This window comes from Kamptonema sp. UHCC 0994 (genome assembly GCF_029167235.1).
In the GTDB taxonomy this organism is placed as follows: Bacteria; Cyanobacteriota; Cyanobacteriia; order Cyanobacteriales; family Microcoleaceae; genus Kamptonema.
Window position 1 is genome coordinate 15,484 of record NZ_JARFTR010000052.1, and the last position, 11,946, is coordinate 27,429.

The 11,946-nt window shown below is 41.5% G+C and carries 17 protein-coding genes; 5 read left to right on the forward strand and 12 right to left on the reverse strand.

All coding sequences use genetic code 11. The features are described 5' to 3' along the window. Positions 1-314: 314 nt before the first annotated feature. The 3 genes from PY364_RS05440 to PY364_RS05450 form a co-directional block, all read right to left on the reverse strand. On the reverse strand, positions 315-533 hold the full coding sequence (locus PY364_RS05440) for a hypothetical protein (protein ID WP_275521164.1): 219 nt from the start codon (positions 531-533) through the stop codon (positions 315-317). A 111-nt stretch (positions 534-644) separates the two neighbouring features. Then, a complete protein-coding gene (locus PY364_RS05445) occupies positions 645-1,307 on the reverse strand; it encodes a phycobilisome degradation protein NblB (RefSeq protein WP_275521166.1) in 663 nt (220 codons plus the stop codon). A 109-nt stretch (positions 1,308-1,416) separates the two neighbouring features. Beyond that, on the reverse strand, positions 1,417-1,878 hold the full coding sequence (locus PY364_RS05450; protein WP_275521168.1) for a CBS domain-containing protein: 462 nt from the start codon (positions 1,876-1,878) through the stop codon (positions 1,417-1,419). A 40-nt stretch (positions 1,879-1,918) separates the two neighbouring features. Here PY364_RS05450 and PY364_RS05455 point away from each other — a divergent pair, with 40 nt between their 5' ends. After that, positions 1,919-2,101: a hypothetical protein gene (locus tag PY364_RS05455; RefSeq protein WP_275521170.1), complete on the forward strand. Its 183-nt coding sequence runs from the start codon at positions 1,919-1,921 to the stop codon at positions 2,099-2,101. Between the two features lie 174 nt (positions 2,102-2,275). Here PY364_RS05455 and PY364_RS05460 read toward each other — a convergent pair whose 3' ends face one another. The 6 genes from PY364_RS05460 to PY364_RS05485 form a co-directional block, all read right to left on the reverse strand. Beyond that, a complete protein-coding gene (locus tag PY364_RS05460; RefSeq protein WP_275521172.1) occupies positions 2,276-3,169 on the reverse strand; it encodes a hypothetical protein in 894 nt (297 codons plus the stop codon). A 36-nt stretch (positions 3,170-3,205) separates the two neighbouring features. Further along, positions 3,206-3,550, reverse strand: a complete 345-nt coding sequence (locus PY364_RS05465; RefSeq protein WP_275521174.1) for a hypothetical protein — start codon at positions 3,548-3,550, stop codon at positions 3,206-3,208. A 16-nt stretch (positions 3,551-3,566) separates the two neighbouring features. Further along, positions 3,567-3,995: a hypothetical protein gene (locus PY364_RS05470; protein WP_275521176.1), complete on the reverse strand. Its 429-nt coding sequence runs from the start codon at positions 3,993-3,995 to the stop codon at positions 3,567-3,569. Positions 3,996-4,064: 69 nt separating this feature from the next. Continuing rightward, on the reverse strand, positions 4,065-4,307 hold the full coding sequence (locus tag PY364_RS05475; RefSeq protein ID WP_007357853.1) for a DUF4926 domain-containing protein: 243 nt from the start codon (positions 4,305-4,307) through the stop codon (positions 4,065-4,067). Between the two features lie 101 nt (positions 4,308-4,408). Then, a complete protein-coding gene (locus PY364_RS05480; protein ID WP_275521179.1) occupies positions 4,409-4,657 on the reverse strand; it encodes a hypothetical protein in 249 nt (82 codons plus the stop codon). A gap of 118 nt (positions 4,658-4,775) precedes the next feature. Beyond that, the gene (locus PY364_RS05485; protein ID WP_275521181.1) at positions 4,776-5,045 is read right to left on the reverse strand and encodes a hypothetical protein; all 270 of its coding nucleotides are present in this window, start codon (positions 5,043-5,045) and stop codon (positions 4,776-4,778) included. Positions 5,046-5,999: 954 nt separating this feature from the next. On the opposite strand from PY364_RS05485, the gene PY364_RS05490 reads away from it, so the two are divergent. The 4 genes from PY364_RS05490 (at position 6,000) to PY364_RS05505 (ending at position 9,599) form a co-directional block, all read left to right on the forward strand. Further along, the gene (locus PY364_RS05490; RefSeq protein WP_275521183.1) at positions 6,000-8,375 is read left to right on the forward strand and encodes an NACHT domain-containing NTPase; all 2,376 of its coding nucleotides are present in this window, start codon (positions 6,000-6,002) and stop codon (positions 8,373-8,375) included. Between the two features lie 130 nt (positions 8,376-8,505). Continuing rightward, complete coding sequence (locus PY364_RS05495; protein ID WP_275521185.1) at positions 8,506-8,802, forward strand: hypothetical protein; 297 nt, start codon at positions 8,506-8,508, stop codon at positions 8,800-8,802. Then, positions 8,795-9,184: a DUF6516 family protein gene (locus tag PY364_RS05500; RefSeq protein WP_275521187.1), complete on the forward strand. Its 390-nt coding sequence runs from the start codon at positions 8,795-8,797 to the stop codon at positions 9,182-9,184. Before PY364_RS05495 ends, PY364_RS05500 begins: the two co-directional genes overlap by 8 nt. 88 nt (positions 9,185-9,272) lie before the next feature. Further along, a complete protein-coding gene (locus tag PY364_RS05505) occupies positions 9,273-9,599 on the forward strand; it encodes a (2Fe-2S) ferredoxin domain-containing protein (RefSeq protein WP_272031739.1) in 327 nt (108 codons plus the stop codon). A 15-nt stretch (positions 9,600-9,614) separates the two neighbouring features. Here PY364_RS05505 and puuE read toward each other — a convergent pair whose 3' ends face one another. From puuE to PY364_RS05520, 3 genes are all read right to left on the reverse strand, one after another. Further along, a complete protein-coding gene (puuE, locus tag PY364_RS05510; RefSeq protein WP_275521189.1) occupies positions 9,615-10,526 on the reverse strand; it encodes an allantoinase PuuE in 912 nt (303 codons plus the stop codon). A 169-nt stretch (positions 10,527-10,695) separates the two neighbouring features. Further along, positions 10,696-11,094 carry a gamma-glutamylcyclotransferase family protein gene (locus PY364_RS05515; protein ID WP_275521191.1) on the reverse strand — a complete coding sequence of 133 codons (399 nt, stop codon included), beginning with the start codon at positions 11,092-11,094 and terminating at the stop codon, positions 10,696-10,698. Between the two features lie 31 nt (positions 11,095-11,125). Beyond that, positions 11,126-11,839, reverse strand: a complete 714-nt coding sequence (locus PY364_RS05520) for a GntR family transcriptional regulator (RefSeq protein ID WP_275521193.1) — start codon at positions 11,837-11,839, stop codon at positions 11,126-11,128. Between the last annotated feature and the right edge of the window lie 107 nt (positions 11,840-11,946).

An 11,946-nucleotide genomic window follows, 5' to 3' on the forward strand; every position in this document is an offset into this window, starting at 1 on the left:
AATCCGGGTTAGTCATCCCCTTTATTAGCAATAATCCGTCATTGCGAGCGAAGCGAAGCAATCGCCTAGTCTCTGCGATTGCTTCGCTTCGCTCGCAATGACAATAAATGGGGTAGTAATACCATTTCTCCAAATTCATGCAACAGTAACAATCTTTTAGTTGATTGTATGTAATAAAGCCAACGATGAAAGTTGTAGCATACTTTTAGAGAAATGGTATAAAGCCGGATTTGGTATGAGTAGGTGTTCGCTGAGGCTGCCGAATTGTAGACTTTGCTTGTGTAAACGCGATTTTAATCGCCGAATTGTGATAGTTAATCGATGTTAATGGACTGAGGCCCGCTACTCTTACCGTTGTTTTCTTCGGTTGTAGGGGGAGTGTAGGAAGTCGAACCGGTTTGCTCGTCGAGCCAGCTTTTTACTGGGTCGTCATAAAGGTTGAGTCGCAGTAGGCCAGAAACAAATCCGCCTAAGAAAGCGATCGGCTGCTGGGTTAGTTCTTTTAACACTGGGGTTAGTTCGTTGAGGAACATTTTCGGTCTCCTTGCGCTGCTTTTCGCCAGCGGTAGCAACAATTGGATCGTAGCGCGTAGTGAAAGGGAGATGGATTATCCATCCATAGTTCCTCCCTCGCAATCTTTAAATTAGTGGGTATTTTGTGCAGCTTTGGCTTCTTGGGCAACTTGCTCTACTTCATCGTTGGCTAGAGTTTTGAGAGTGGCTTCAGCTTCAGGGCCGCCTAACCGCGCCAAAGCTTGGGCGACTCTGTAGCGCATCTGCCAGTCAGGATTGGAGGCGTAGGGGGCGATCGCGGCCACTCCCCGACGATCGCCTAATTCCCCTAATGCGCTAATGGCGATGGTTTGGATCAGTTCGTTGCTGGATTGGAGAGCAACTTCTAACAGTTCAAAAGCTCGCGGTTCTCCCATTTCTCCCAAGGCGGCGACGATGCTGAGTTGGACTAGCCACTCGGAGGTGCTGTGGTAAAGTTGCTCCAATTCCTCAAAAGCTGCGGTTAGCTTCAAAGCGCCCAAGGCATCAGCAGCGGCGGCTTGTACGTCGGGTTCGGAGTCTTTGAGGCTTTCGCGCAGGACTTCCAAGGCTTGAGGCAAATTCTGTTCGCCGAGGGTGGACATTTGGCTGACGGCTGCATACCGGACGCGGACATTTTTATCGGCGATCGCACCTTGGATCAGGTCGAAAGCTGTGGCCGGTTCTAGTTGGCGCATTTTATTTACCGCTTGTAAGCGATCGCCTAAATCCTGGGAACTTAGCAATTGCTGGACAGACTCAGGGGTAATACTCATTAAATTGGTAATTGCTAATTGGTAATTGTTAATTGGTAATTGTTAACTGTTAACTGTTAACTGTTAACTGTTAACTGTTAACCGTTAACCGTTAACTCTTGGTTGATAATTAATACTCAGCGGCCATTGCTCGGACAATATCTCCCCGCGTTAGAATGCCGATCGCTTTGCCGGTGGGATCGATCACTGGCAAGCGATGGATGCTACGCTCGTGCATTAGTCGCGCTGCTTCTGGGAGAGATTTATCGGGTGTAGTAGTAATGGGATCGCGACTCATCACTTCTCCAACTGTTTGCCCTAAAGCTTTGTGGAGTTCTCGCTCGTAACGGCCTGGATTTTCCAAGTAAATCACGCTATCGAGCAGCATGATATATGCTGGGGGCGTTACCCCTGCTTCCCGCCACATCAAGTCTGTTTCGGAGATAACGCCTACTAATTTCTCATTTTCATCCACCACTGGCAGGCCACTAATCCGCCGTTCGGCTAAAATCTTAATGGCTTCGGAAAGAGGCATTTCAGGTCGCGCCAAGATGGGGTCGCGGGTCATTACGTCGGCTACAGTTTTGGGCATGATCGGCGGTATGCGATTGATCTCTCTGGGTAGATCATAGATGAAAGCGCGACACAGACCTATCCCCCATAGAAGTAGGGAATATCTGAGAAAATTGTTAAGACATATTAAAGATATAGCTGGAGCAATGCTGACCCTTGCCAGAAATAGAGGGCGATCGCGCTCAGACTTTTTAGGAGTCAGACAGTTTAGGAGTGCGATCGTACCGCCAAACAAATCGTAGTGTAGATTAAACAGGAATTACGCACCCAAGCAAAGAAACCGGGTTTTTTACGAAAATACTTCGTTGTTACCCACAGATGCTCTCAAAAACCCGGTTTCTGGGACGACCTGCGTAAGTCCTATTAAAGTTAAGCTTTATTCATGCCGCCTCAGATCATCCGGGTATTTACGATAGCTAAAGATTTTGCTCTCGGAATCTAGCTAACAGTTCCTCGCGGGATAATTGCACCAGCAAGGGGGTAAATTCTTCTGGCGACAAAGCTAATAAAGGCTCAATAATTGCTGACAATTCCTCATCTAATGAGCCAAACCTGACGCGCAATAAATTTTCTACAACACGACGTTCAGCAATCTGTTCACCGCGCTGTTCTGCTTCTGCCAATCGTTCTTGAAAAAGAGGTCGTAATCGCATAACTAACTCCCTATCTTCTATTGCTAAACTTTGATTAAAGCCTAAGTTTTCCTGCAATTGATAAAACAATTCTAGCGCATTTATGCGGAGGGGGCTATCCGCTGGTAATGCTTCTAGTTCGTCAATTGCCTGTTTTTGTGCATTACCTCTACCTAGAATTCTCAGCCACAGAGTTTCTGGAATTCTGGGCAATTGGTGGATGGCGATAATGCCTGTTCTCAAATATTCTGGCATGAAGTACACGCCAGAGTCCCAATCTGCTTTGAGGGTAGCACCAAAACCTGATAATAATTGTGCTGATGCTGTGGGAGTAAGTATCCACAATTTCGGCAATTCAGACTCGGATAGGTTGCGTGAGTTGCGGTTGGCTTCTCTCTGCAATTCGCCCCTTACTTCTAGCAATTTTAACAGACAATCGCAGATTTCTGGGGGTGTAGCCGGATTGCGGAAGGGTTCAAAAAGAGCGGTAGTTGTTGCAAGTCTGCCTAATAATCCTAGTGCGGTTCTATCGGCTGTTGGTGTGGGATTTGGGACGAAGTAAACGTCAATTTGGCGGACTTCGCCAGCAACGCGGCGAGGTGATTGTATTTCCCCTAGTGGTGAGAGTAATTCCTCTAGGTAATCTTTGGCAAATTGGTCGTGGATGAAACGAGTCATTATGAGATAATGGAATAGATAGCTCCTTTTGATAGATTATACAGTTGCCATTAACTCACTGGGATGATCGACAACTTTTCGTAACTTCTGGCTGAAGTAATGGACTTCATAATCGGGGGCTAATTCTTTTTGAAGTTGCAGCCATAAGCTTATACCATCTCGCTCATAACTCTCTATTTCCTCTTTTGTTGGTTCTGGGGAATCAGGGGGGTAATCCCAGTTTAAACCAGCTTGATATGCTTCTGAGTATGCTTTTAAACGCTCGATAGTATCTGGTAAAAGTGGCAATGTTTCCGGGTCAATATCGCCAATATTATCTGGGTCTAAGCCCCACAAAGGGTAGCAGTAATAATCTGGCATTAATTTGATTTTTTGGATCATTTTTCTCCCCCTTAATTTATCGGCTTCGTCGAAGTGAACCTGGGTTAGCACAGACGATATAACCATTGTCAGCAACAGTTACAGCAATTAGCTGAATTTTGTTATTGAAGCTAATCTTATAAATAGGTCTATTTGTTTGTTGATAGTCAACAATTTCACCTTGAGTGACAGCATTTATTATAGCATCGGGCAGGTTGGTTTCGGAGAGTCCGCGAGTAGCAAATTCCTGTTGGTGATTTTCTAAGATGTGTTTAAGACCACTACCACGTTTTCCGCCTTTACCTTCTTCTAAGAAGACAATTTTGCCATCAGACAGTTTCGCAATCCGTAGTATTTTCTCTGGTGTATGTTTAATTCCTGCCTGTTGGAGTTCGGCAATTAGGGTGGCTTTTTCGTCCTCTTTTGGTTTTGAGGGTTCTGAGATTTCATCAGATGGATTTGTCAATGGCTATTACCTCAATGTTAGAGAATTTATGACAATTTTAGCATAGTGAAGATTAGAGTAAAGCTCTATTCATGCCGCCTCGTCTAAACGCCTAACGTGCAACACTTCATTTTCGGAAAGTTGTTCAATTTGGGACTCGCCGACGGTAATTACTGCTAAGGTTTCTCCTACTGCATTAAATACTTCTAGGCTGTACCCATCTTCATCTGGATCGGGATGATGTTCGACAATGGTGGCAATATCACCGCGACACAGTTTGTACTGAGGTAAATCTTCTCGTAAGGCTACTCTTTTAAAGAGTTCAAATTTCATAGCTTATGCTTCCTTGTATCGCTCTTTTTATTGTAGCAAATTCACAGCGCAAACAATAATAATGATCGGCATCTTGCGAGTTCTGAACCCAAGGATAGTTTTTATGGCAACTCGATAATGGAAAATACATTAATAAGTTGCATTGTATGATAAACAAGGTATAAAATTCTGATATTTCCTACTAAAAATGATTCTGGCCTTTCTGGTGCGCCGGTGATAAAATTTTCTCTTTCAACAGCTAGTCTATCTAGTTCATCATAGATTTGCTGTGCAATTTCGGGATTGTCTTGCTTCAACTGTCGGAGTTTGGGCGCTACTTTATGGTATTCAAAGGCAATTTGATAGGGCACTTAACTTTACCACCTGATGTTTAACAATACACACTAAAACACCCAACGATGCTGTTAAATTAGCTGATCGAAAGGTGTGTTTAGATTATAGGGGAAAGCAGGCAAAGCAGAGAAATAATTAGGAAGATTGCTTTTCACTCTTGAATTCTTCCATCGAGATTGAGTTTCCCTGTGCGATCGATTCTAGCCCTCTGCGGATGCCTTCTTGATGTTCTGCGGGAAAATCCTTAAATTTGATGTATTCCAGAGAGTTTGTGGGTGTGTTTATTTGGCGACAAGCTATTTCATAATCGGGATTGAGTTGAGCGAGGACTGCATTTGTGATTTCAGAAATCGCTGTTTGCTGTTGAGTTTGTTTGTTCGACTGATTTAGGGTTGTGTGTTCCATGTAGTTATACTCTCAAATTGGTTATGGGTGAACATTAATTATAAGATACCTATTGTCCTTTTGATCATTTGTTCAAAAGTATTGAGCCGGGGGCGGGTTTTCTGGATTTATCACTTGTATTGCAAATATTGTTAACCCGCCCCAGCGTAATTATTTCCGCCTCCTGCCGAGTTTAGGGTATTGTCTTTTTAACCGTTTCAGAAGCAAATCACATTTCAGAAGCAAATCATATATTTTACCAATTAACCACTTCAGAAGTAAATCACATATTTTACCAATTATCCACGAAAAAAGCCCACCGATTATAAAATCCATGATACTAACCTCACTAGATTCAAAATTTACTTAAATACAATTTATAGCTCCGCTTACTAACTTATAGGATGTTTTCAACTGACTTATGACTGACTTTTGAGCAAATAAATAATAAATACAAAATAAAACCCGCTACTAAGCAAGCGGGTTGCATTATAATGGCAAGCATGATAAATTAATCAGTGTGAATATCTACCTGAATGGGAAGTATCGATGACCTCCCCGTTAGGACCACTCTCGCTCCAGTGGTCGCAAACCGTGCATTCAGTTTTGGTAATTAGTTTATTGTCAATAAGGAGGGTTTGGCGAAACGCCAAACTACCGCAGTTGTCGCAGCGCACTTTCATAAATAGATTTGATTTGTCGTAGCTGTTGAACTCTATTAAGGCCGAGCTTTGAGGCTGAGGGATATCTAAATTTGCTGTATTATACATCAATAATTCCTGGTGTTTCAAGGTGTTCTTCACTTCAATAAATCTATTAAAAACCCAGGTTGACTGATATCTTGACTAACTTTGCCTGATTTGTGGCTGACTTTTAAGGCAACTGACTACAAAAGTCTGACTTTGGCAGAACTCCCACATCGCAGAAAAAATAATGCTACGATCGGTTCATTACTCTCAAAGTAAGGATTAAGCTATGTCGCGTTCAATCAGGGTCGCTCCAAAGTATATTCCTCATGTTAAGCTGGCTCTCCAGCGTAGCGAGTTTCCCAGCCAGAATGCCTTAGCTATCGAGATGGGAAAATCGAGAGACACCATTCGCAAATTTCTCAATGGCATAGGTATTGAGTATCTGAACTTTGTCGAAATTTGTGAAAAATTGGGGCTGAACTGGCAAGATATTGTCTACAAAGAACATGAAGAACCTGCACCCACACGATCGCAGCCGGATCTAGACATTGATATTGATACTTTAGTCCAAAATGTACGGGAAAAGGTTAAACCCTTTATCAAAAAAGAATGCAGCACGATGCGGGTACTGTCTATGACCCGTCCAATTGCTGTAAGGGATATTTATACCCATGTCAATGTTTTAGAAAAAATTACTAGAGACCTACGCTTAGAAATTGCTGAGTTACTGCAAGGCTTTAACGATCCGAATAAGTTCGATAGCTGTGGACTGAACAGAACTTCTGAACCAAGTATAACAGGATTGAAGGCCGTTGAGAAAGATTCTAGACTAATGGTGCTTGGTAAGCCCGGAGCAGGTAAGACGACTTTTTTGAAATCTTTAGCCCTTCAGTGTAGTGAGGGTAATTTACAAAGTAGTAGTGTTCCTATTTTTATTAGCTTGAAGGATTTTGGGGACGATCTAACAAACCCAACTCTATTAGAATATATCACCAAACAGCTTTCTGATTACAATATTGAAGCTGAGGAAATTGAACAGCTATTGCTGCAAGGTAAAATGATGGTTTTACTCGATGGACTAGATGAAGTAAAGGAAGACAGCAATAGTCGCGTTTTATCAGAAATCACTCATTTTTCTAAGCGCTATGACAAAAATCGGTTTGTGATGTCCTGTCGGATTGCTGTACAAGAATATACATTTGAAAATTTTACAGAGGTTGAAGTCGCGGACTTTAACGAGCAACAAATACATAAATTTGTCGAAAATTGGTTTAATTCTAATGAAGAGGAAAAAAAGGAAGAAAAGGCTAAACGATTTAGGCAAAATTTGGAGAGACAACCACGCATTAAAGAACTGACAAAAAATCCTCTGCTACTAACATTATTATGTTTATTATTTGAAGACAAAGGTGAATTTGTTTCAAGAAATCGCTATGAGGTTTACAAGGAAGCCACAGATACTCTACTTGTAAAATGGGATAAAAAGCGGAATATTGAGCGCGATCTTGATAAAGAAAAGTTTTATAAAAATCTATCACTAGGGGACAGAAAATATTTGCTCAGTTACATTGCTTTTACTACTTTCGAGAAGGAAGATTACTTCTTGTCGAAGATAAATTTAGTGAAGCTTATTAGTAAATACATCCGTAATTTTCCTGATGTCACTAAAACTAATCCTGAACAACTGGAGTTAGATAGTGAATTAGTGCTGCGAAGTATCGAAGCTCAGCATGGACTACTGGTAGAGCGAGCAAAAAATATTTATTCATTCTCCCATTTCACATTTTTGGAGTATTTCACAGCAAGAGAAATTGCCAATAGATCCGATCCAGATACATTAAAAGAGGCTTTATCAAAGCTGGTCAGCCATATAACTGATAAACGCTGGCGGGAAGTATTCTTGTTAGCAGTTGTACCACTGTATCCAGCAGATTATTTCTTAAAGTTAATGAAACAGGAGGTTGATAGTCTAGTCGCTAAAGATAAGAAGTTACAGGAATTTCTCAAGTGGGTAAACAAAAAATCTCTTGAAATTCAGAAATGTCTTCCAGAAACTGTTTCGTGCAAGCCTGCTGCTATCCGCTCTTTTTACCTTGATAGTGACATTGATATCGATCCTCAGCGCACGCTTGGCTTCCTAATTGACTTTAATTGTCTATGCGTATTTGCTTGTGCTAGTTTTTTATACAGAGCTTTAAAAAACATTTCTTTGGATAAAGCCCTTGAGATTGTTGGTAATTTAGATCGTCGTGACTTTAGCCGTTACCGCGCTCTTGATGCAGCAACTGCGATCGTGTTTGTGCGTGTTTTTGCTATTAATGAGGCTCTTAAGATTGACCCTAATATTGATGATGAAACAAGGAAAAGATTAGAAGAGCTGAAAGCGCAAGTAAAGAAAGATGATAACCAATTAATAGATTGGGTGCAAGATAAGGGTCAGGCTTGGGCTGAAGAGGTGAGAACTAAGATAGTTAAAAGTTGCCGAATTGGTGAAGATTGGATTTTCGAGGGCGAACAGAAAAAATTGCTCACGGAATATTACGAAGCAAATGTGTTGCTGATGGCTTGTCTGAATAATGCTTATGTCAGCAACGAGGTGCGGCAAGAAATAGAGAATAACTTGCTTCTACCATGCGACAAAGATTATTTTAAGATGTATTAAAGGATAGGTGGAAAAATCCTGATCCGTGCCAGAAATAAAGGGCGATCGCACTGAACCTCAACCTCCCTCTAATTGTGGGAGTTGCGTAAGTCCTGATTAAATTATATAAGTCTCCAAAGGAGTTAAGCCAATGGCCGAACTAAAAATCAAATGTGAACAACCAGAATTTATCAGACATTTATTCCAAGATGCGCTTAGGGAGAGAATAGAAAGCCTTGAAAAAGGGATTCAACGCACTTTGGAACGATTACAAGAATTTGAAACAAAATATGAGCTATCTACGGTCGAATTTTTGAGAAGGTTTGCTAATGATGAAATTCAGCACAGACTTGATATGGAGTTTGATGAATGGATTGGTGAATCTAGGATGTTAACAACTTTGCAGGACAAACTCTATTTATTAAAAGGAGTAGAGTTTTTTGATTAAATTAATTGAAGGCTATTGTCAACAGCTTCGCCAAGCGATAGAATCTTGTAACGCGATCGTTAATTTTCAGTTATATTCTGAATATAGAACTGATTTTGAAGGTTTTGTGAAAGGTGAAATAACTTTCAAAGATGGTTCGCTATTATATTTTCGCGAGTTCGTTGATACAGAGAGAATGGTTGACAGAAAGATGTACTCTTATCAGTATATGAATGCCTCGAACTGTTTAATTTTCCGTTATGATAATGCTGACCATAAACCTAGATTAAATTTACCTAATTTACCTCACCATAAGCATCAGGAGAGCGAAGAGAATATTATTTCTTCTTCGGCTCCCACGTTAGCAGAAGTGTTACAGGAAATTGAGGCATTATTGGTGTAATTTTCAATGACAGCACTTTTCAGATATCGTAACCATGCGACTAAGATTGTTAAGATGTATTAAAGAATAAGTGGAGAAATCCTGACCCATGCCAGAAATAGAGGGCGATCGCACTAACTCCGATCCCCAACCTCCCTGCATATTAGTTTGCCAGTACCAATCCTGCCTCAGAAACGGCGCAGCAGAAGTGCTAGCAGCCTTTGAGGCTGCTGAACTTCCCGGTATCGCAGTAAAGGCTAGCGATTGCCAGGGACAGTGTAGCGTCGGGCCTACGGTGCGAATCACCCCTGAAGAGATTTGGTATTGCAGAGTTAAACCCAGTGACGTGCCACCGATCGTTGAACAACATATTAAAGGCGGCAAACCGGTAAAATCACTACTTAATCCTAGAATTCACATCCATTTTTATTATTAACTTTAAAAGCCATTATTACAAACTGGGTTGATGATATTCATGCCAATGCCTAGCAATATCAATTCTACGGCATAACCACACCCGTTCGTGCTGCTGTACATAATCCAAAAATCTCGCCAAAGCAGCGGCCCTTCCCGGCCTTCCTACCAGGCGACAATGCAATCCCACACTCATCATTTTTGGTGCTGTTTCTCCCTCACAATAAAGTACATCAAAGGCATCTCGAAGATAGGCAAAAAACTGATCGCCCGAATTAAATCCTTGATTAGTTGCAAACCTCATATCATTATTATCTAACGTATAAGGAATGACTAAATGAGGTTTGCCGTAGTCGCTAACCCAATAGGGTAAATCGTCAGCATAGCTATCAGAATCGTAAAGAAATCCACCTGCTTCTACAACTAATTTGCGAGTATGAGGACTGGTACGCCCAGTATACCAACCAAGGGGACGATTACCAGTAACTTTTGTGTGAAGTGCGATCGCCTTGTTTAAATGTTCCCGTTCCGCTTCCTCCCCAAAATATTTATAATCAATCCAGCGATAGCCGTGACTAGCAATTTCCCAATCAGTTTCTAACATCGCTGCCACTGCTTCTGGATTGCGTTCCAAGGCCATAGCTACCCCATAAACTGTAACCGGAATTCCCCTTTGTGTAAATATTCTGTGCAGCCGCCAAAAACCTGTTCGACTGCCATATTCATAGCAAGATTCCATGTTAAGATGCCGCACTCCCATTAAGGGAATAGCACCTACAATTTCCGATAAAAATGTCTCTGAAGACTGATCGCCATGCAGAATACAAGTTTCTCCCCCCTCTTCATAATTAATTACAAACTGCACTGCAATTCGGGCTTGATTTGGCCATTTAGGATCGGGTGCAAAACGACCGTACCCAATCATATCTCGTGGATAATTTGCTGACATTTTAATAATTTTTCCTATTTTTTAAGTAGGTGAAAACTCCCAGGGTACGTAGTTGCGCTTCAGCGCTCTTTCATACACCGTTTAGAGCGCTGAAGCGCAACTACATACCTTTGTTTAATGTGCCAAGGCTTTAGTCCTATTTGAATTTTGTCCTTCTACTTATTCTGTTTCAAGCACTGGCTTTATAAGCAGCCCAACCTCCCAAGTCTGAAATATCTGGCCAGTTATATTTCTGCACCAATTCTTGAGGATAGAGGAAAGCTGTCAATACTTCTCCATCAGCAAGTACCACATCAGCGGGATACATATTTGGCGGTTCAGTTGATGCTAAATTGTCAAACTCTTCTAAGGTGATTTCGTACACTTCACCAGGAATAGAAATCCCTCCAATTTCTACTTCATAAATTGCGGGATGCCAACCGTCGCCAGCAGCATGAAGGCGATATTTCGGTTGAGTTTTTGCTTCTCTAATAAATTTAGCTGTTTGCAGATTTTTGTGGTCTGGCTGTCCGCGTAAAGCCGAGCCACAGATAAAGATCCGTTTGGTATTCAAGTTGGCTGAGGTCATAATTTGATTGCTCCTTATTATCAAAATTTTATCAGACAAAATCCGCAAAATTAGATTTCTGTTGTAGTTGCTTAATTTCTCGGACTACTCGCGCTTTACTAGCAATTAAATGTTCTTTAATTGCCGCTGCTGCTAGTTCTTGATTGCGTTCTACTACAGCTAGATAAATCCGGCGGTGTTCGCTCCGAATTTCCAGCACGCCTGGATTTTGCTGCATCGTGCGAATTCGCAATAGTGCCATCTTATCAAATAGTTGATCTAGTAAAGACACTAACCAGGGATTGCCGGAACTTTCCGCTAGCAACCGATGAAAATTATAGTCCATGTGCAGCAGTTGATAATTCGTTAACGGCTGCAATTGTTGATCTTTTACATTCTCTGCTTGCTGCACTACAAAGTCAAGTTTTTCTAACTGTTTTGGTGTAACATTTTGACAAGCTTCTGCTACTGACAACTGCTCTAAAGCAATGCGACAATCGTAAAGATAGACTGCATCAGCGATGGAAAGTGCAGCAACACGCAATCCGGCACTGGTATCGGTTACTAAATTCTCCCTTTGAAGTTGTCGCAAAGCTTCTCGAATTGGAGTCCTGCTAACTTGTAGCATTTGGGCTAATTGAGTTTCTATTAAACGCTCTCCACTAGCTAATTCCCCGGATAGGATAGCAGTCCGAAGAGTTTTATAAGTTTGCTCGTGGAGAGACTCAGAGCGATGAATTGAACCCGACGAAAGAGTTAAAGTCATTATTCCTATTTTTTTGATACCTCTATTTTTGTATACAGGATACATTTTATCATATCACGGGGAGAATCGACACCCGTAACGCCGCCCTCTGGGCGGTATCTTTACCG